Here is a 19,290-nt window from a genome sequence, read left to right as displayed (position 1 = left end):
CTTTGTGAGAAGCTAGGGGAGTGAATGATCTCCTCCCCATTATTTTGTCCATTGTCGCTGCCATCGTGGTGGTCGGAGGGCTGATTCCTGTCCTGCTCAAGGCGCGGAAGTCCTCCTCGACTTACGTTGGAACGCGCGACGCCAACGACCCCGCTGACAAGGTGCAGGCAGGCGGCGGAACTGTCCTCGACGACGGCCCCGGGACCGCGCCGGATCGCGCAGCGCCCGGCAGCGTCGTCGAACCCGCCGACGTTGACGCACCAGAGACCGACGTTCAGGACGACGCCGCGGGACTGGAACTTATCCAGGTGGAGACCCCAGCGCCTGTCGAGGGTCGCCTCAACCGGCTTCGTGCGCGGTTGGTCAAATCCAACAGCATTCTCGGCAAGGGGCTCCTTGCGCTGCTTTCGAGCGACAAGATCGACGACAACGTCTGGGACGAAGTCGAAGAAACACTGCTCCTTGCCGACCTCGGCACCGAGCCCACAATGGAGCTCGTCGACGCTTTGCGTGCGCGTGTGAAGGTCCAAGGCACCCGTAGCCCCGAGGACGTCAAAGCCCTCCTGCGCGAGGAACTCATCAAGCTTGTGGATCCCACGATGGACCGCAGCCTGAACGTGGAACGCAAGGGAGCCCACCCGGCCATCATGATCGTCGTCGGCGTCAACGGGGTCGGCAAGACCACCACCGTCGGCAAGCTGGCGCGCGTTCTCGTCGCTGAAGACAAGGATGTCCTGCTGGGCGCGGCTGACACCTTCCGTGCCGCGGCAGCGGAGCAGCTTGCCACGTGGGGCCAGCGTGTCGGTGTCGCGACCGTCAGGTCGCACGTCGTCGGCGCGGACCCCGCATCTGTCGCCTTCGAAGCCGTCAAGTCCGGCATTGAGCAGGAAGTGGATGTCGTCATGATCGACACCGCCGGCCGCTTGCAAAACAAGGTCGGCCTGATGGACGAGCTGAGCAAGGTCAAGCGCGTCGTCGAGAAGCTTGCCGAGGTGGATGAGGTCCTGCTTGTCCTCGATGCGACCACCGGCCAGAACGGGCTGAACCAAGCCAAGGTCTTTTCCGAAGTGGTCAACATCACGGGAATCGTGCTCACCAAACTGGACGGCACCGCCAAGGGCGGAATCGTCGTCGCGATCCAAAAGGCCCTCGGCGTTCCAGTCAAGCTTGTTGGCCTCGGCGAGGGTCCGGACGACCTTGCGCCGTTCGAGCCCGAAGCCTTCGTCGACGCCCTGCTGAACTAAGCCGCATCCCGCCCAACGAGCCTGGGCATTACGTGGGGGAGTCGATGGGTTCCGGGCCGCGAGCCATCGGCTCGCGGGCCACTGACCAGCCCACCGCGGCGAGAAGGAGGATGCCGCCGGTTGCGCCGAAGGCCCAGCCGTAGCCCAATCCGTCGGCCAGGAAGCCAACCAGGACGGGCCCCACGATCGCTCCGGCGTCGGATGACATCTGGAAGGCCGCCAGCACTTTGCCGCCGGAGCGGCCGCGACCGATGATGTCCCCGACGGCGGCCTGCTGGGCCGGGTTCAGCAAACCGGAGCCGAAACCGGCCGCGGCGGACGCCGCGAAAAACGCGGGAAGATTGCCGGTCAACCCGATGGATGCGGTGGCCAGGCCGGTGACGGCCAAACCCAACAGCATCATGGGTTTGCGGCCGTAGCTGTCGGCCATGCGGCCGGAGAAGGTAAGCGCCAGCGCATTTCCCCCCGCAAACACCGCCAGCGCCCAACCCGCCGCGGCCGATCCTCCAGCCAGGACAACCACCGCGAACAACGGCACAGTGGCCATGCGCACGCCGAAAGTCGCCCAGCCGTTGCTGAAACTGGAGAACAGGGCGGCCCGGTAGGCAGAATCGCCCAAGGCCTCCTTCATGCGCATCGCGGGACCCGCCGCGCCGCCTTGGTTCGTTGCCTTCGAGCTGCCTGTCAGCTGCGTGCGCACCACCAAGGCCGCCAGGACCAACGCGGCTGCGTAAGCGAGGAACGGGACGCGCAGCCCGAATCCGGCCAGCAGTCCGCCAACCACGGGGCCCAGGACGCTACCGATCAGGAAGGCAGAGGCGTACGCCCCGGAGACCCGTCCGCGGCTTTCCGCGGGGGCGAGCCTGATCAACAGGCCCATCGACGCTACCGTGAACATCACAGAGCCTGCTCCGCCAAGGCCCCGGAACACCAGCAACTGCCAGTAGCTCTGGGCGAAGGCACAAGCCGCGGTCGACGCCGCGACAATCAGCAACCCCGCGATGTACACGGGACGCTCGCCGAAGCGGCCCATCAGGACACCTCCGGCCGGGGCAAACACCAAGCGCATGAAGGCGAAAATACTCACGATCACCGCGGCTGCCGTTGCGCCGACGTCGAAGGTCGTCGCGAATTGCGGGAGCACGGGAGCTACGAGGCCAAAACCCAGGGCAATCAGGAACGCTGCCGCCAACATCACCTTGATGTCCCGGGGCAGTCCAGCCTTCGTGGCCCTCGCCCCTTGATCGGCGGGGGATTCGGGGCTTGCGGTCATGGCGTCGGAGTCCTCTGGGTAGTCGGAACGCGGAGAGATGGAACTGACGAAACATATCCGTAACAAGGGTGATACGCACCATTTACCTTCGAGAAGTTCTTGTAACAGCCCCGCAATCTAAAACCTTCGCAGGTGAAACACTGTCCCGCAAAACTCTTATGCAGAACGCAAATGCGTTGGGACAGGCGGCTCAGCCCGCATCTAAAGCAGAGAGGACGCAGACATGGACTTCACCGCCGGTCTCGTTTGGCTCCTGGTCGCATCAGCATTCGTGCTGTTCATGACCCCGGGCCTGGCATTCTTCTATGGCGGCATGACCCGTGCCAAGGCCGCCTTGAACATGATGATGATGAGCTTCATCGCCATCGGCACTGTGACCCTCGTATGGGTCCTATGGGGCGCCTCAATGTCCACGAGCAACACGGACAACTTCTTCGAGATCTTCGCGAACCCATTCAGCCACTTTGGCCTGCATAACTTCACCGATCCGGCAGACCTCCTCCATGTCGGATACGCCGCAACCTTCGCGATCATCACCGTCGCCCTCATCTCCGGCGCCATCGCGGACCGCGCAAAGTTCTCGGCGTGGACGCTCTTCACCCCGATCTGGGCCACCCTCGTGTACGCACCCCTGGCCTACATGGTCTGGGGCGGCGGCCTCTTCTCGTCAACCGGCTGGTTCGGCCAGACCTTCGCTCCCGTCATCGACTTCGCGGGTGGAACCGTGGTGCACATCAACGCCGGTGTGGCTGGCCTCATCCTCGTCCTGATCATCGGCAACCGCAAGGGCTTCGGGAAGGACCCGAACCACCGCCCCCACAACGTGCCTTTGGTCATGCTCGGCGCAGCCATCCTCTGGTTCGGCTGGTTCGGCTTCAACGCCGGTGCTGCGGCAACCGTGCAGCAGGCTGGCCTGATCTGGATCAACACGCTCGTCGCGCCGGCTGCGGCCATGCTCGGCTGGCTGATCGTGGAGCGCATCCGTGACGGCCACCCCACCTCCCTGGGTGCGGCCTCGGGCGTCGTCGCCGGCTTGGTTGCCATTACCCCGGCTTGTGCCAACGTATCCCCGCTCGGCGCCATCGCCCTCGGTGTTGCCGCCGGCGTTGCCTCGGCCCTCGCTGTCGGCCTCAAGTTCAAGCTCGGCTACGACGATTCGCTCGATGTTGTCGGCGTCCACCTCGTGTCCGGCATCATCGGCACCGTGGCCATCGGCTTCCTCGCCACGCCGACGCAGGGTCCCGCGGGCCTGTTCTACGGCGGAGGTACCACCCAGTTGGTGGCACAGTCCCTGGCGGCACTGTGCTCGATCGTCTTCACCGGCGTCATGACGTTCATCATCGCCTACCCGATCCACAAGCTCATGGGCTTCCGGATCTCCGAACGCCAGGAGATCGCCGGTGCAGACCTCAGCCTGCATGCCGAAACCGCATACGAGTTCGGCGTCGGTGGCCACGGCGGAAGCTTCCAGCCCCTTCACGACCTCATCACCGGCAAGGCGTCGTCCGAAGCGACTGACGAAGCACCCGTATCAGGCAAGGAGAGTGTCCAAGCATGAAACTCATCACGGCGATCGTCCGCCCGGAGAAGCTCGACGCCATCCGCGAGGGCCTCGAAGCATACGGGGTACAGGGACTGACGGTCAGCGCGGCCAGCGGCTACGGCCGGCAGCGCGGTTACACCGAGGTGTACCGCGGAGCCGAGTACAACGTGGACCTGCTTCCCAAGATCCGCGTCGAGGTCCTGGCCACGGACGAGCAGGCAGACGACATCCTCGATGTCCTGATTGCTTCCTCCAACACCGGCCGCGCCGGTGACGGCAAAGTCTGGACCGTAGACGTCTACGAGGCAGTCCGTGTCCGCACGGGCGAGCGGGGAGCAGCGGCCATCTAAGGCACCAACGCACACGAAGGGCCGGGCACCTGGGAAGGTTCCCGGCCCTTCGTGCGCGTGCGCTTCGGCGGTGGCGCGGCCGGCTAGCCCCCAACGGCGGTGGCGCGGCCGGCTGGCTAGCCCCCGACGGCGGTGGGCCAGTCCGAGGGACCGGGCCCGCCGGCCTTGTACTCTTCGAGCGGCACCGAATCCTTGGCCCAGGCCTTGATCACGGGCTCGATGATCCGCCAACAATCGACGGCGGTGTCGCCGCGGACCGATAGCAGGGAATCGCCGGTGATGATGCCTTCCAGTACTTCCCCATAAGGCAACAGATCGGAAGCATTCAATTCCGCGTTGAGCGTCACGCGATCGAGGGAGAAGATGTTTCCAGGACCGTTGACGTCAATGTCGAGCTGCAGTGTGTCAGGACCAAAGCCGATGCGGAGCTGGTTCGGAGCGTCCACGCCCTCGAATCCGGACGGCAGGTGTGGAACGGGCCGGAAGGTGACGATGGCCTCTTTCCGCGCGGTGCCCAGAGCCTTTCCTGACCGCAGGATGAAGGGGACGCCTTTCCAGCGCCACGTGTCGATTCCCACTTCGACTTCGGCGAGCGTTTCCGTCTCCCGGGCTGGGTCCACGCCCTCTTCCGAGGCATAGTCCGGCACGTCCCGATCGCCGATCCGGCCGGCTGTGTACCGAGCCCGGCGTGAGGACTTCTTGTATGGCGCGTTGATGCTGCTCGCACGCAGGATCGTGGAAATCGCGTCGCGGAGATCACGCTCGCCGATGGTGGCGGGCGCATCGATGGCCAGCAGCGCCATGATGTGGAGCAAATGGCTCTGGATCATGTCCTTGAGGGCGCCGGCTCCGTCGTAGTAGCGCGCACGCCCTTCGAGTGCGAGGTCTTCGTCAAAGATGATCTCGACCTTCTCGATGTGGTCCCGGTTCCATACAGGCTCCAGGAATCTGTTCGCGAAGCGCAGGCCCAGGATGTTGAAGACGGTCGCCTTGCCAAGGAAGTGGTCCACACGGTGGATGTGGTCTTCCGGGACCAAAGCCGCGAGGGTCTGGTTCAGTTCCCGGGCGGATTCGGAGCTGGACCCGAAGGGTTTCTCCATCACCAGGCTTGTTTCGGGAGGAAGGTCCTGGGCGGTGAGGACCTCGCAGGCCTTCTGGCTGATGTGCGGAGGCAAAGCAAAATACACGGCGATCGGTGCTTCGAGCCCGGCCAGGAGCGCCGCGAGCTGGCCTTCCGCCGTCACATCCACTTGATGGTATTCAGTGCTTTCCTCCAAGGCCGCGATGGCTTTCCTGCCCGCGGCACCTGCACCGTTGGCGGCCTCCTTGAACGCATCGCCCACACGTTTGGTCCACTGCTGGGGCGTCCACGGGTCGGAACCGGCTCCGACAAGCTTCAGGCCGTCCGCCAGGCCGTTGGCCACGAGCCTGGCAAGGCCAGGCAACAGCAATCGGCCCGTCAGATCTCCGGAGGCGCCTAGGATGAGCAACGTATTTACTGTTGTTTTGCTGGTCACTGTGCCAGCATGCCATCTTGCAGGCGCGTCTTGGTACCCTAGATAGTCGAGTCCCTCAGTTGAGTCAGATTTGTTTGGGGCAGGAATCGTCAAGATATTGGTGTGTCGGAATGGCCGCCATTCGTAGACCATTGAAAGAAGTGCACGGCGCGTGTTCAATTCACTCTCTGACCGGTTGACAGCAACCTTCAAGAATCTCCGTGGCAAAGGCCGCCTCTCTGAGGCCGACGTCGACGCCACGGTCCGGGAGATCCGGCGTGCCCTCTTGGACGCCGATGTTGCCGTTCCCGTGGTCCGGGAGTTCACCGCCCGCATCCGTGAACGTGCCCTGGGCGCCGAAGTTTCCGCGGCCCTGAATCCGAGCCAGCAGATCGTGAAGATCGTCAACGAGGAGCTCCAGGAGATCCTCGGCGGCGAGACCCGTCGTATCCGTTTGGCGAAGACCGGACCCACCATCATCATGCTCGCCGGCCTGCAGGGCGCCGGTAAGACCACCCTCGCCGGCAAGCTTGCCAAGTGGCTCAAGGCCCAGGGCCACAGCCCCGTGCTGGTTGCTGCCGACCTTCAGCGGCCCAACGCCGTGACGCAGCTCCAGATTGTCGGTGAACGCGCCGGCGTTCCCGTCTTCGCGCCGCACCCGGGCACCACCTCGGATCTGGATGTTCCCACCGGTGACCCCGTCGCCGTCGCGCGCGCCGGCGTTGACGAAGCCCGCCAGAAGCTGCACGACATCGTGATCGTGGACACCGCGGGACGCCTCGGTGTCGACGCCGAAATGATGGACCAGGCCCGCCGGATCCGCCAGGCCATCATCCCGAACGAAGTGCTGTTCGTGATCGACTCCATGATCGGCCAGGACGCAGTCAACACGGCGGTTGCCTTCGATGAGGGCGTCAACTTCACCGGCGTCGTGCTGTCAAAGCTCGACGGCGACGCCCGCGGCGGTGCCGCCCTCTCGGTCGCGTCCGTCACGGGCAAGCCGGTCATGTTCGCGTCCACCGGCGAAGGCCTGGACGACTTCGAACTGTTCCACCCGGACCGCATGGCCTCCCGCATCCTCGACATGGGTGACGTTCTCACCCTCATCGAGCAGGCCGAGAAGAACTGGGACAAGGAAGAAGCAGCCCGGATGGCGAAGAAGTTCGCCGACCAGGAAGACTTCACCCTGGACGACTTCCTCGCCCAGATGCAGCAGATCCGCAACATGGGCTCCATGAAGAAGATGCTCATGATGATGCCGGGTGCGCAGAACATCCGCCAGCAGCTCGAGCAGTTCGACGAGCGCGAAATCGATCGCGTAGAGGCAATTGTCCGCTCCATGACACCGCACGAGCGCCTGGCGCCGAAGATCATCAACGGCTCCCGCCGCGCCCGCATCGCCCGCGGTTCCGGTGTGCACGTTTCGGAGGTCAACGGCCTCCTGGAGCGTTTTGCGCAGGCCCAGAAGATGATGAAGAAGCTGGCCCAAGGCGGCGGAATGCCCGGGATCCCTGGCATTCCCGGCCTCGGTGGTGGCGGCGCCCGCAAGGGAGCCAAGAACGCGCCCAAGAAGAAGGCCCGTTCCGGAAACCCTGCCAAGGCAGCCCAGGAATTGCGTGAGGCGGAGAAAAAGCGTGCGAACGCCGTTCCCACCGGCGCGGCATTCGGCCAGTCTGCCGGCGACTTCGACCCCTCGCAGCTGAACCTGCCCAAGGGCTTCGACAAGTTTCTCGGTAAGTAATACGCTCCCCAACCCAGCTAGTCCACGCCGCCGGCGGGGATGAGCTGGGTTGTCAGCCCCGTGCCATAGGCTTGAGGGATGCAAAAGCAGCGCGTTGTGTTCGTCCACGGAGCAGGCACGTTCGGCGCCGCCGCTTGGCCGAAACAACACGGCATGGCGCTGGAGTACGATGCACTCTTCCTCAAGCGCCACGGCTTTGATGCGCAGGCCGAGCCATTGGAGTCCGATGTCGGCGCCGACGTGGACATTATTTTGGAGTGCCTCGGAGCGCGGGAGGCCGTACAGGCTTCCGGCCCGGCGCGCGGAGGCCACCTCGTAGCGCACTCCCAAGGCGCGATTTCCGCCATGTTGGCTGCCGTGGAGCGGCCGGACCTGGTCCGGTCCCTCGTGCTGGTGGAACCGGCTTGTCTTTCATTGACTGCCGAATTGCCCGCCACCGCGGCATACCGGGCACTGATGGAGCCGTTGTTCCGGATCCGGCACGAGCTCAGCGATGACGATTACCAACGCGAATTCGTGCGGCGGGCGTTTTCCTCGGAGGCTGCAGAACTCAGCACTCCGGAGGCCCGGCGTACTGCCCGACGCCTGCGGCTCCAAGCTCCCCCGTGGGAAGCGCCTCTCCATATTGTGCCGGGAGTCCCTACGCTTGTCCTGACCGGGGGGTGGGAGCCCCTCTACGAAGAGATCGCCGGCTACTTGCAGGAAACCGGCGCCCTCCGCCGCGTCGCGGCTGGAGGCCACCGGCCCCATGACTCAGTTGAAGGAGACCGGATGATCCGGTCCTTCATTGCGGATGTCAGCCGCGCAGGATCGGCCCAAGCTTCCTGATCAGTTCAGGTTTCCTGACTTCGTTCCGAGCTTTCCTGCCGGAACCTCGAGTTCGGGCAAGTAGACCTTGCCGCCCGAGGCCAGGAACTGCTCGCTCTTTTCGCGCATCCCGCTGTACATTTCCGCGATCGCCGCCTGGGAATCCGCGGAGCCGTACTCGTCGCGGATGTCCTGGCTGATGCGCATGGAGCAGAATTTCGGTCCGCACATGGAACAGAAATGCGCCGTCTTGGCCGGTTCCGCCGGAAGAGTCTCGTCATGGAACGCTTCGGCCGTGACCGGATCCAATGACAGGGCGAACTGGTCCCGCCAGCGGAACTCGAAGCGGGCCTTGGAGAGGGCATCGTCGCGTTCGTGGGCGCCAGGGTGTCCCTTGGCAAGGTCCGCGGCGTGGGCAGCGATCTTGTAGGTGATCACGCCGGTCTTGACGTCGTCCTTGTTGGGCAGCCCCAGGTGTTCCTTCGGGGTGACGTAGCAAAGCATCGCGGTTCCGTAGCGGGCAATCTCCGTGGCGCCGATGGCGGAGGTGATGTGGTCGTAGCCGGGAGCGACGTCCGTGACGAGCGGGCCAAGCGTGTAGAACGGCGCGCCGTCGCACAGCTCCTGCTGCCGCTCCACGTTCTCGCGCACGAGGTGGAACGGGATGTGGCCCGGTCCTTCGACCATGACCTGCACGTCATACTTCCACGCGCGCTTGGTGAGCTCGGCCAATGTGTCGAGCTCGGCGAACTGCGCGGCGTCGTTGGCGTCCGCGGTCGCTCCGGGGCGCAAGCCGTCGCCGAGCGAGAACGCGACGTCGTACTTGGCGAAGATTTCGCAAAGTTCGTCGAAATGCGTGTAAAGGAAATTTTCCTCGTGGTGCGCCAGGCACCAGCCGGCCATGATGGAACCGCCGCGTGAAACGATGCCCGTCACGCGGTTGGCGGTGAGCGGCACGTAACGCAACAACACCCCGGCGTGGATGGTCATGTAGTCCACGCCCTGCTCGCACTGTTCGATGACGGTGTCCCGGAAGATCTCCCACGTGAGCTTGTTGGCTTCACCGTTGACCTTCTCGAGGGCCTGGTAAATGGGGACGGTGCCTATCGGCACGGGGGAGTTGCGGATGATCCATTCGCGGGTCGTATGGATGTCGTCACCCGTGGACAGGTCCATGACGGTGTCAGCGCCCCATTGCGTGGCCCACTGCAGCTTGTCCACTTCTTCGGCAATGGAACTGGTGACGGCCGAGTTGCCGATGTTGGCGTTGATCTTCACCAGGAATGCCTTGCCGATGATCATCGGCTCGGACTCGGGGTGGTTGATGTTGTTGGGGATGATGGCGCGCCCGGCGGCGACCTCGCTGCGCACCAGTTCCACATCGCAGTTCTCGCGAAGGGCAACGAACTGCATTTCGGGCGTCACCAGGCCCTGCTTGGCATAGTGCATCTGTGTGACGGTCTTGCCGTCGACGGCGCGGCGGGGCACCGGCTGCGCCCCTTTCCACTCAGCGGAGGCGGCGCCTCGGCGCACGGCCGACTTGCCGTCGTCGAGCAGGTTCCGTTCACGCCCGCTGTAGGCCTCGGTATCACCGCGGGCTTCGATCCACTCCCTTCGGAACGGTTCGAGTCCCACCACGGGATCGCTCCCTGGTCCCGCGGTGCGGTAAACGCGGAAAGGGGCGTTGGCCTCGCCGTTGGGGGATGGTTCCAGCGCGATTTCCGTGACCGGAACCCGGATTCCCGCCTGGGTATCCTCCACGAAAGCCAGGGAATGCGACTTGAGGGACTGCGTCACTTCCCGGTCCGATCCGTTTTGGGCAGTTTCGTTTTGGGCAGGGCTCAAGTGTGTTTCTTTGGTACTCAAATGATTACTCACTTCCTTCGCCGGCATTACCCGGACAGGTTCAACGGTCGCAGGCTGCGTTAGCCCGATCTCAGCCCTTGCAAGGGCCCCCGTGTGGTCGTAGACGAAGCTACCACAGCCGCGGCAGTCCCGGGGAGATGTGACCGGACGGAAACGGCCGCGGACTTAAGGTGGAATCATGGCGGAAATCATCGAGTTCAGCGGCACCGTCCTCACGGGACCGCAAGAAGAACGACGCGGCCTCTGGTCGGTCGACGGACGGCTGACCTTTCGGCGGCCTGATGCGGCGCCGCGCCTCGTCCTGGACGGCTGGGTGCTTCCCGGCCTTGTTGACGCGCACTGCCATGTCGGCCTGGGGAAGGGCGGAGCCGTGGACGAGGAGACCGCCGGCCTGCAGGCGACGGCGGACCGGGACGCGGGGACGCTCTTGATCCGCGACGCCGGATCGGCAAGCGACACACGCTGGTTGCAGCAACGGCCGGAGATGCCCAGGATCATCCGGGCAGGCAGGCACATCGCGAGGCAACGCCGGTACATCCCCGGGCTCGCCGAAGAGGTTGAACCGGAGGATCTTGTGGAGGCGGTACGCAAGCAGGCGCGGTCCGGAGACGGCTGGGTCAAGCTCGTAGGGGACTGGATCGACCGCTCCGCGGGCGATCTCGGCCCGTCCTTTCCGGCTGCGACCGTCAAGGACGCCATCGCGGCGGCACACGACGAGGGATCCCGGGTGACCGCCCATTGCTTCGCCGAAGGGACTATCGACGACATGCTCGACGCCGGCATCGACTGCATCGAGCACGCCACAGGCCTGCTGCCGCACCATATTCCCCGGCTGCTGGACCAGGGTGTGCCGATCGTCCCCACCCTCATCAACATTGCGACTTTTCCCGACATCGCGAAGCAGGCGGAAACGAAGTTCCCGCGTTACGCCGCCCACATGATCCGGCTGTGGGAGCGCCGGCATGAACGCGTCGCCGAGGCATTCGACGCCGGAGTGCGGGTGTACGCCGGGACCGACGCCGGCACCGTCATCAAGCATGGCCGGATCGGCGAGGAGATCCTGGAACTTCGCGGCGCGGGGCTTCCGGCGGCTGCCGCCCTCGATGCCGCCTGCTGGTCCGCCCGGGAGTGGCTGGGTGCGGACGGGATCAGCGAAGGCGCCAGCGCCGACGTCGTCCTGTACGAAAACGACCCCCGCGCGTCCCTCGAGGTTGTGCTGAAGCCTCAATGCACCGTGCTGAGGGGACATGTTTCATGAAGCCGGGCATTAGGAATAAATTGAAGCTTCAAGTAATTTAGGTATATAGAGGTTGCCGAAGGGCGGCGCCACAAAGAGCCGGGAGTTTCACATGACCATCACATCCAGCCAGGATCTCCTTCCTGCCGAACTCACCATGGGCACCGTCATGCTCAAAGTGGGGGACATGAAGCTCATGGGCGACTACTACCAGCGTGCGCTGGGGCTCGACGTCGTCGCCGAACAGGATGGCGGACTGTATTTCGGCAGGCTCGGCAAGCCGTTGGTGCACCTCGCGCCGGCGTCCGGGCTCCAGGTCCCGGGCCGGGGGGAGGCGGGACTCTTCCATACGGCTTTGCTCTTCGAAGACCAATCCTCGCTCGCCGCAACTGTTGCCTCGGCCGCGCAGTACGAACCCCACGCCTTCGTCGGCAGCGCAGACCACCTGGTCAGCGAAGCCTTCTACTTCACCGATCCGGAGGGCAACGGCATCGAGCTCTACTACGACAAGCCGCGCGAAGGCTGGGAGTGGAACGGCACTTCGGTCGTCATGGACAGCCTGCCGCTCCCGCCGCAGCGCTACCTCCAGCAATACCTGAGTGAAGCGGCGGTGACAGGGCAGCATGATGCCGGCGCCGGCGTCGGGCATGTCCACCTCCAAGTGGGCGACGTGCAGACCGCCCATGATTTCTATGTCGACACCTTGGGCTTCGAACAGACCGCGGGCTGGCATGGGCAGGCCTTGTTTGTCTCGGCAGGCGGCTACCACCACCACATGGCCATGAATGTCTGGAACAGCCGCGGCGCAGGTCCGCGCAAGGACACTCTGGGTCTCGGTGAGGTTGTCATTGAGGTTCCGTCAGGAGACGACGTCGGTGCGCTCGCCGATCGCCTCAAGGTGGCCGGCATTGCGTCCCACCACACCGGCCAGGCGCTGCGTTTCGAGGACCCGTGGCGCAACCGGCTGCGGGTCGCCGTCCGCTAGCGTCTTACTTGCTCCCCAACTTCGCTCCGCTCAGCCGGGGACCCCTCGCAAGTTAGACTTGGCGCTGACGGCGTGGCGCGTACCTTGCCGCTTCGCCGCCGCCCCGTTGGCACGAACGAATGAGAGTAACTTCCATGGGCTTTGCCGAAATTTTTGTTGCCACCCACGATGAAGCACTCAAGAGGGCCGCTGCCCTGGAGAAAGGCAGTGACGTATCCGGCGCCGCGGTACGGATCCCGGGAATCAGTGATTTCGAAGTGGAACAACTCGGCGACCTGGCCGGCACCGCCGTACATGCAGCCGGGGCCGACTACGAGCTCGCATTGGTCGACGTCGCCAGCGATGCCCTGCTGGGCGTCCCCGAAGCAATGGTGCGCGCCCTGTCTGAGCTGCTCAGCTACGAGACCGAGGGAGAAGGAAGCATCCTGGACGACGTCGCCGAACGCTGGGCGGCGCAAGAGGATATGCCCTTTGATGCCCAACAGTCCCGCCTCTACGTCCAGCAGTTGGCGGCGCTCGCGAGCGACGTCGAAAAGGCCGAACGGGCTGGTCTCTACGTGTGGTCCGTGGAACAGTGACCAAGCCGTAAATCCATGCGCGCGCCGCGTGTTCGAAATACTGTCCGCCATCTGGCACAATAGACAGGTACTCGATCCGCGCGGCCCCTCTCTCCGTGCGTGCATCTTGTCCTTGGAACCCTCAAGTATGGCCCGCCCCACGGGTGCAGAACGACGGGCTCAACCCCGTTTCAGAAACAGGAGTGACCACAAAAGTGGCCGTAAAGATTCGCCTTAAGCGCTTCGGTAAGATGCGCGCACCGTACTACCGCATCGTCGTCATGGACTCCCGCGCCAAGCGCGATGGCCGTGCGATCGAAGAAATCGGCAAGTACCACCCCACCGAAGAGCCCTCGTACATCGAGGTTGTCTCCGAGCGTGCACAGTACTGGCTGTCCGTCGGCGCCCAGCCGACCGAGCAGGTTGCCGCGATCCTCAAGATCACCGGTGACTGGCAGAAGTTCAAGGGCCTCCCGGGTCAGGAAGGCACGCTGAAGACCAAGGTCGAGAAGCCTGCTTTCGTTGCACCGGAGAAGGGTTCCGTCATCATTCCGGAAGCCATCACCAAGAAGGCCAAGCAGTCGGAAGCTACTGAAGCTCCCGCTGGCGCTGAAGCAGAGACCACCGAGGCTGAGTAAGTTGCTGGCAGAAGCGCTCGAGCACTTGGTCCGTGGGATCGTTGACAGCCCTGAGGACGTCAAGGTCAGTGCCAAGAACAACCGCCGCGGGGAATCCCTTGAGGTGCGTGTTCACCAGGACGACCTCGGACGGGTGATCGGTCGCCAGGGTCGCACCGCACGTGCTTTGCGCACTGTGATCGCGGCATTGGCGGGCGGCGAACAGGTCAGGGTCGACGTCGTCGACACCGACCGTCGCCGGTAACGCGCTCAGCAATACTTGTCTTAGATCCGGCCCCTTCACCAGATTATGGTGGAGGGGCCGGACTGCTTTATGAGCAAAACCCCTAGCCTGGTCCCTAAGCCGGCCCCAGCGAAGAAATCAGAGGAACCCCATGCAGCTCCAGGTTGCCCGAATCGGCAAACCCCACGGAATCCGCGGCGAAGTCACCGTCCAGGTGCTCACCGATGCCCCCGGCGATCGGTTTGTGCCGGGGACCGAATTTGTGGTGGAGCCCGCAAAAGCCGGTCCCTTGACCATCAGCAGCGCCAGGTGGAACAAGGACATCCTCTTGCTCGGTTTCGAAGAGATCTCCACGCGCAACCAGGCGGAGGAAATCCGTGGCGCGAAGCTGTTCATCGAGACGGAAGAGTTGGACGAGGACGACGACGAAGGCTGGTACGAGCATGAGCTCGTCGGCCTGGAGGTCCGCGTCGGCTCGCATACCGTGGGCAAAGTGACGGCGCTCAACACCATGCCCGTCCAGGACCTGCTGGTCATCGAGGATTCGGACGGCAAGGAAATCCTGGTGCCCTTTGTCGAGGAAATCGTGCCCGAGGTGAACGTCGAGGACGGCTACGTGCTGCTCACGCCTCCGCCGGGCCTTTTCGAATTGAACGCCGACGCTTCCGCTTCCGGCACGGACGAGGACGACACGGTAAGCAAGGACGACGCCTAAATGCGCATCGATGTCGTCAGTATCTTTCCCGAATACCTGGCGCCACTCGAGCTTTCCCTCATAGGGAAGGCCCGTCAAGACGGGCTCTTGGAACTGAACGTCCATGACTTGAGGACCTTCACGACGGACAAGCACCGCACCGTGGACGACACTCCGTATGGTGGCGGTGCCGGCATGGTCATGAAACCCGAACCCTGGGCCCAGGCCTTGGAGTCGATTGCCGACGCACGTATTGCCGACTCACAGGAAGCCGCGACCGGGGATTCAGCTGACGGTCCGGCAAAAAAGCCGGTCCTGATTGTCCCGTCGCCCGCGGGGGAGCGCTTCAACCAGGCCCTGGCCTATGAACTAGCCGAGGAAGAGCAGCTCGTTTTCGCCTGCGGCCGCTATGAAGGCATCGATGAGCGTTTCATGGAATGGGCGGCAGCTCGCTTTACAGTGCGTCCGGTCAGTTTGGGCGACTACGTCCTCAATGGCGGCGAGGTTGCAGTCCTGGCCATGGTCGAGGCCATCGGGCGGTTGCTTCCGGGGGTCGTCGGCAATCCCGAATCGTTGGTGGAGGAATCCCACTCGGACGGCTTGTTGGAGTACCCGGTCTATACGAAGCCCTCGTCCTGGCGCGATCGTGACGTGCCCGCCGTCCTTTTGAGCGGCAACCACGGCAAAATTGCCCAGTGGCGCCGCCACGAACAGTTCCGGCGCACGGCGGAACGCCGCCCGGACCTTCTCGCAGAGTTCGACGCCGGCGGCCTGACGCGTGCGGACCGCACGGCGTTCGGTGAGCTCGGGTATGAAGTTGTCGAGGGGCGGTTGCGGCGCCGCGCGGACAGCGGCCCCGCGGACTGACCCTGCCGCCGTCGGGCAGTTTTAGCCCCGCCTCGGGCGCGGCGACGGTGCCGCATCGCAGGATTGGCCCGAACTCACGGGGTGTGGCAGAATTAACGCTTGTGTCTACTGGGTTCGCGCCTGCCACAGGGGGAGCGTAACCAACAGCCTGACAACCCGGAACCACCAATCAGCGGTGGTATCGGCTTTGAAAATCTTCGGCGGTAATTTCCGGCCGGCCTTGCGCCCCGGGCTTGCCCGCCGTGACCCAAAGTGGATGACCTGTGGCGTTCACCAGGAGTGGATTAATGCATATCCTCGATAGCGTAGATGCAGCTTCGCTGCGTAACGATGTTCCCGAGTTCCGCGCGGGTGACACCATCAAGGTTCACGTGAACATCATCGAAGGCAAGAACTCCCGTGTCCAGGTCTTCCAGGGCTTCGTCCTGGGCCGCCAGGGTGACGGCGTTCGCGAAACCTTCACGGTGCGCAAGGTCTCCTTCGGCGTCGGCGTAGAGCGTACCTTCCCGGTGCACTCCCCGATCATCGAGAAGATCGAACTCGTCACCAAGGGTGACGTCCGCCGCGCCAAGCTCTACTACATGCGCGCACTGCGCGGTAAGGCTGCGAAGATCAAGGAAAAGCGCGACTTCGCCACCGGCAAGTAGGTCTTTCGACCAACAGCGGGTCTTGGATTCGTGTCCGGCCTGCGCCGGAGAAATCCGCAACGCAACAGGAAACGAATCATGGATCACGCAAGACGCCAGCCCCGGAAACAGGGCTGGCGTTTTGTTTTGCTCGCCCTCGTCCTGGCCGTAGCCATCAGCGGGCTCGTCCGGTCCTTGTGGATCGATGTCTACTTCATCCCTTCCGAGTCCATGGAGCCGATCCTGGGCACCGGCGATCGCATCCTTGTGTCCCGGACTGATTTCGCCGCCGACCCTATCCGCCGTGGAGACATCGTGGTTTTCGACGGTAGGGGAACCTTCGCGCCATTGAACAGCGGCAAAGGACCGATTGCCGACGCAGTGGCGGCCGTCGGCCACTGGCTGGGCTTGACGGGAAGCGACACTACGTACGTCAAGCGCGTCGTGGGACTTCCCGGCGACCACGTCGTTTGTTGTGGCACCGACGGTAAACTCACAGTCAACGGTCAGCCGCTTGAGGAACCCTATCTGTATCCCGGTGATGTGCCGAGTGAGCAGCGATTCGACGCGATAGTTCCCAATGACCGATTGTGGCTCATGGGGGACCATCGTTCACGGTCGGCCGATTCGCGCAGCCTTCTCGGCGCACCCGGCGGAGGCATGGTGCCGCTGGAGCGTGTCATCGGGCGTCCGGTCCGGATTGTCTGGCCGCTTGATAGATTTGCAGAACTGCCTCGCCCTGCGCAGGCCGGTACAACCTCGAAGAACGGACAATAGATGCCCGAGACAACTCCCGGGAAGCCGGAACGGCACGACGACGACGCCCGGCTCCTGGACGGACCGTCCGCTTCCGCCACGGATGTTACAGCGGACGACGCCTATCCGGCGCGGGGGAGCGCGACTGGCCCGACGGCGGCCCAGCCTGAGGAGCCGGCGTCTCCGCGCCGGGCCGCACGGCGGGACTCGGAGCTGGATCCGGATGAAGGCGATCGGCCCGAAACGGCCGGCAAAACACACGGCAGTCCGTTTCTCAGCTGGCTCAGGGAAATCGGCACAGTGGTGGTCATCGCAATCGTGTTGTCCTTCCTCATCAAGACTTTCCTCTTCCGGGCCTTCTTCATTCCTTCGGAGTCCATGGTCCCCACCCTTGACGTTGACGACCGGATCTTCGTTAATCTGCTGGTTCCGCAACCTTTCGCACTCGAGCGCGGCGACGTCGTGGTCTTCAAGGACTCGCAAGGATGGCTCCCGCCCACCCAGAAAAAGGCGGACGGGCCCTTCAAATGGTTCCAGGACGGTCTTGTCTTCGTCGGGCTGCTGCCGGACGAGACCAATCAGCATCTGGTCAAACGCGTGATCGGCCTGCCGGGGGACAGGGTCTCCTGCTGTGACAGTTCCGCGCGCGTCAGCGTCAACGGCACGGTTCTCAACGAGGGCTACATCAATCCTGCCCAGGTTCCGATCGCCAAGTCTTTCGATGTAGTGGTTCCTGCGGGCAAAATTTGGGTTATGGGCGACAACCGCAATAACTCGGCCGACTCCCGCGAGCACCAATCGGTCAATGGTGGTTTCATCGACATCTCCGACGTCGAGGGTAGAGCCACTGTGATTGCGTGGCCCATTAGCCGTTGGCAGATTCTCGACAACCACGCCGAAGTCTTCCGCAACGTGCCTGCGCCGTCGCCCCAAAACACGGCTACCCCTACGGCTCCAGCGGGCAAATGATGGTGCCGGCGGGGACGGAAGCGGCAATTCCGGTTCGAACGCGCCGAAAACCCGCGGCGCAGGCCAAGCACGCTCCTGACTTTCCTACGCTGGATGTCGAACGGGGCTTGCTGGCTCCGGGGGTCACACTTTTGGCCGGGGTCGATGAAGTAGGCCGCGGAGCCCTCGCCGGGCCGGTGTCGGTGGGGATCGCCGTCGTCGACCTCCGGGACCACGGCTTGCTCGCCGGTGTCCGGGACAGCAAGCTCCTCAAGCCCGAAGAGCGCGAGCGGTTGGATCCGCTGGTACGCGAGTGGGCGGTCGGCTCCGCAGTGGGCCACGCAAGTTCGGCGGAGATCGATGCGTTGGGAATCATCGGCGCCTTACGGCTGGCGGGCACGCGTGCCTGGTTCGAGGTCCTCGCCTCGGGCGTGCATCCGGACCTTGTCCTCCTGGATGGGAGCCATAACTGGCTCTCGCCGCAGGACCAAGGTTCCTTGTTCGACGCCGAGACGTCGGGGCCCGTGTGCGAGGCGCCCGTGCTCACCCGCGTGAAGGCAGACATGAGCTGCCTCAGCGTGGCGGCCGCCAGCGTGCTGGCCAAGGTGGCCAGGGACCGCATCATGGTGGGGCTGCATGACGAATACCCGGCTTTCGGTTGGAAAGAGAACAAGGGCTATGCCACGTCCTTCCACCGCGAGGCACTTCGTTTGTCCGGTCCGACGCCTTACCACCGGACAAGCTGGAACCTGCTGTAGCGTCCGGTTTCGTTGCCCTTGGCGGCGGCGGGCTGGTTGCTGTGGCGGCGTGTGCGCCCTCCATGGTGCAAGATGGATCTATGAGTGCCGAGGATCTTGAGAACTACGAAACCGACATGGAGCTGCAGCTCTACCGCGAGTACCGCGACGTCGTTGGTTTGTTCAGCTACGTTGTCGAGACCGAACGGCGGTTCTATCTGGCGAACCACGTTGACCTGCAGGCCCGCAGTGCCGATGGCGAGGTCTACTTCGATCTGACGCTCCAGGATGCCTGGGTTTGGGACGTCTACCGCTCGGCCCGATTCGTGAAGAACGTCCGGGTCATTACGTTCAAGGACGTCAACGTCGAAGAGCTGCCCCGCAGCGAGGAGCTCTCCCTGCCCAAGGACGGCGACCTGGGAGATCTCGGCAACCTGGGCAACTAGGAACCGCGGCCTACTTTTCCTCCACATAGGCTCTTTGGCGGAGTTTCCCACATAGCGCAGCTGGTCCCTGTCTTTGAGTTCCCTGCGCCTCCAGGCTGGTAGTGGAGGTGGTCATGAAAGCCAAAGACTTGCTGGGCCGGCATGGTGAAACGTTGGCCGCGGGGTTTCTCCAAACCCAGGGAATGTGGATTATGGACCGCAACTGGAGATGCCCTGAGGGCGAAATCGACATCGTGGCCCTTGACGGCGACACGTT

At 63.9% G+C, this 19,290-nt stretch carries 21 protein-coding genes and 1 riboswitch; of the genes, 18 read left to right on the top strand and 3 right to left on the bottom strand.

The annotated features are described in order from the left end of the window. Positions 1–20 precede the first annotated feature (20 nt). Positions 21–1,244 (top strand): signal recognition particle-docking protein FtsY, encoded by a 1,224-nt coding sequence (gene ftsY / locus J2S96_RS15440; protein ID WP_306865381.1) that lies wholly within the window; start codon positions 21–23, stop codon positions 1,242–1,244. Positions 1,245–1,272: 28 nt separating this feature from the next. Here the strand turns inward: ftsY and J2S96_RS15435 are convergent, their stop codons facing one another. Then, positions 1,273–2,517 (bottom strand): MFS transporter, encoded by a 1,245-nt coding sequence (locus tag J2S96_RS15435; RefSeq protein WP_306865378.1) that lies wholly within the window; start codon positions 2,515–2,517, stop codon positions 1,273–1,275. Positions 2,518–2,740: 223 nt separating this feature from the next. On the opposite strand from J2S96_RS15435, the gene J2S96_RS15430 reads away from it, so the two are divergent. Then, positions 2,741–4,075 (top strand): ammonium transporter, encoded by a 1,335-nt coding sequence (locus J2S96_RS15430; RefSeq protein WP_306865376.1) that lies wholly within the window; start codon positions 2,741–2,743, stop codon positions 4,073–4,075. Then, the gene (locus J2S96_RS15425) at positions 4,072–4,410 is read left to right on the top strand and encodes a P-II family nitrogen regulator (RefSeq protein WP_028264639.1); all 339 of its coding nucleotides are present in this window, start codon (positions 4,072–4,074) and stop codon (positions 4,408–4,410) included. The genes J2S96_RS15430 and J2S96_RS15425 overlap by 4 nt, the downstream gene beginning before the upstream one ends. 116 nt (positions 4,411–4,526) lie before the next feature. Here J2S96_RS15425 and J2S96_RS15420 read toward each other — a convergent pair whose 3' ends face one another. Further along, on the bottom strand, positions 4,527–5,927 hold the full coding sequence (locus J2S96_RS15420; RefSeq protein WP_306865372.1) for a glucose-6-phosphate dehydrogenase: 1,401 nt from the start codon (positions 5,925–5,927) through the stop codon (positions 4,527–4,529). A gap of 151 nt (positions 5,928–6,078) precedes the next feature. On the opposite strand from J2S96_RS15420, the gene ffh reads away from it, so the two are divergent. Both ffh and J2S96_RS15410 read left to right on the top strand, forming a co-directional pair. Further along, on the top strand, positions 6,079–7,647 hold the full coding sequence (gene ffh / locus J2S96_RS15415) for a signal recognition particle protein (RefSeq protein ID WP_306865369.1): 1,569 nt from the start codon (positions 6,079–6,081) through the stop codon (positions 7,645–7,647). A gap of 78 nt (positions 7,648–7,725) precedes the next feature. Further along, positions 7,726–8,475, top strand: a complete 750-nt coding sequence (locus tag J2S96_RS15410; RefSeq protein ID WP_306865368.1) for an alpha/beta fold hydrolase — start codon at positions 7,726–7,728, stop codon at positions 8,473–8,475. On the opposite strand, the gene thiC is transcribed toward J2S96_RS15410, so the two are convergent. After that, positions 8,476–10,347, bottom strand: coding sequence for a phosphomethylpyrimidine synthase ThiC (thiC, locus tag J2S96_RS15405; protein WP_370873134.1), 1,872 nt, complete (start codon positions 10,345–10,347; stop codon positions 8,476–8,478). It lies immediately after the preceding gene. Next, positions 10,316–10,423, bottom strand: a riboswitch (TPP riboswitch). It overlaps the preceding gene by 32 nt. A gap of 75 nt (positions 10,424–10,498) precedes the next feature. Here thiC and J2S96_RS15400 point away from each other — a divergent pair. The 13 genes from J2S96_RS15400 to J2S96_RS15340 all read left to right on the top strand — a co-directional run. Continuing rightward, positions 10,499–11,578, top strand: a complete 1,080-nt coding sequence (locus tag J2S96_RS15400; RefSeq protein WP_306865362.1) for an amidohydrolase family protein — start codon at positions 10,499–10,501, stop codon at positions 11,576–11,578. Positions 11,579–11,669: 91 nt separating this feature from the next. Beyond that, positions 11,670–12,542, top strand: a complete 873-nt coding sequence (locus J2S96_RS15395) for a VOC family protein (protein ID WP_306865359.1) — start codon at positions 11,670–11,672, stop codon at positions 12,540–12,542. 134 nt (positions 12,543–12,676) lie between these two features. After that, entirely contained in the window at positions 12,677–13,120 is a 444-nt protein-coding gene (locus tag J2S96_RS15390) for a hypothetical protein (RefSeq protein WP_306865357.1), read from the top strand. 194 nt (positions 13,121–13,314) lie between these two features. Next, entirely contained in the window at positions 13,315–13,737 is a 423-nt protein-coding gene (rpsP, locus tag J2S96_RS15385; RefSeq protein ID WP_306865547.1) for a 30S ribosomal protein S16, read from the top strand. Between the two features lies 1 nt (position 13,738). Then, positions 13,739–13,981, top strand: a complete 243-nt coding sequence (locus J2S96_RS15380) for an RNA-binding protein (RefSeq protein WP_028267532.1) — start codon at positions 13,739–13,741, stop codon at positions 13,979–13,981. 130 nt (positions 13,982–14,111) lie between these two features. Further along, positions 14,112–14,675 (top strand): ribosome maturation factor RimM, encoded by a 564-nt coding sequence (rimM, locus tag J2S96_RS15375; protein WP_306865351.1) that lies wholly within the window; start codon positions 14,112–14,114, stop codon positions 14,673–14,675. After that, positions 14,676–15,521 carry a tRNA (guanosine(37)-N1)-methyltransferase TrmD gene (trmD, locus tag J2S96_RS15370; RefSeq protein WP_306865349.1) on the top strand — a complete coding sequence of 282 codons (846 nt, stop codon included), beginning with the start codon at positions 14,676–14,678 and terminating at the stop codon, positions 15,519–15,521. Positions 15,522–15,808: 287 nt separating this feature from the next. Next, positions 15,809–16,168, top strand: a complete 360-nt coding sequence (gene rplS, locus J2S96_RS15365) for a 50S ribosomal protein L19 (protein WP_306865348.1) — start codon at positions 15,809–15,811, stop codon at positions 16,166–16,168. A gap of 78 nt (positions 16,169–16,246) precedes the next feature. Beyond that, entirely contained in the window at positions 16,247–16,924 is a 678-nt protein-coding gene (lepB, locus tag J2S96_RS15360) for a signal peptidase I (RefSeq protein WP_306865346.1), read from the top strand. Then, positions 16,925–17,872 carry a signal peptidase I gene (gene lepB / locus J2S96_RS15355; RefSeq protein ID WP_306865344.1) on the top strand — a complete coding sequence of 316 codons (948 nt, stop codon included), beginning with the start codon at positions 16,925–16,927 and terminating at the stop codon, positions 17,870–17,872. Beyond that, the gene (locus J2S96_RS15350) at positions 17,869–18,609 is read left to right on the top strand and encodes a ribonuclease HII (RefSeq protein ID WP_370873133.1); all 741 of its coding nucleotides are present in this window, start codon (positions 17,869–17,871) and stop codon (positions 18,607–18,609) included. Before lepB (J2S96_RS15355) ends, J2S96_RS15350 begins: the two co-directional genes overlap by 4 nt. A gap of 80 nt (positions 18,610–18,689) precedes the next feature. Then, positions 18,690–19,034, top strand: coding sequence for a DUF2469 domain-containing protein (locus J2S96_RS15345; RefSeq protein WP_059387678.1), 345 nt, complete (start codon positions 18,690–18,692; stop codon positions 19,032–19,034). Positions 19,035–19,147: 113 nt separating this feature from the next. After that, the coding region (locus tag J2S96_RS15340) for a YraN family protein (RefSeq protein ID WP_306865543.1) at positions 19,148–19,290 on the top strand (143 nt) is incomplete at its 3' end.

This window comes from Arthrobacter bambusae (genome assembly GCF_030812595.1).
Taxonomy (GTDB): Bacteria; Actinomycetota; Actinomycetes; order Actinomycetales; family Micrococcaceae; genus Arthrobacter; species Arthrobacter bambusae_B.
Note: the sequence above shows the minus strand (reverse complement) of the source record. Positions and strands in the feature narration are given on the sequence as shown.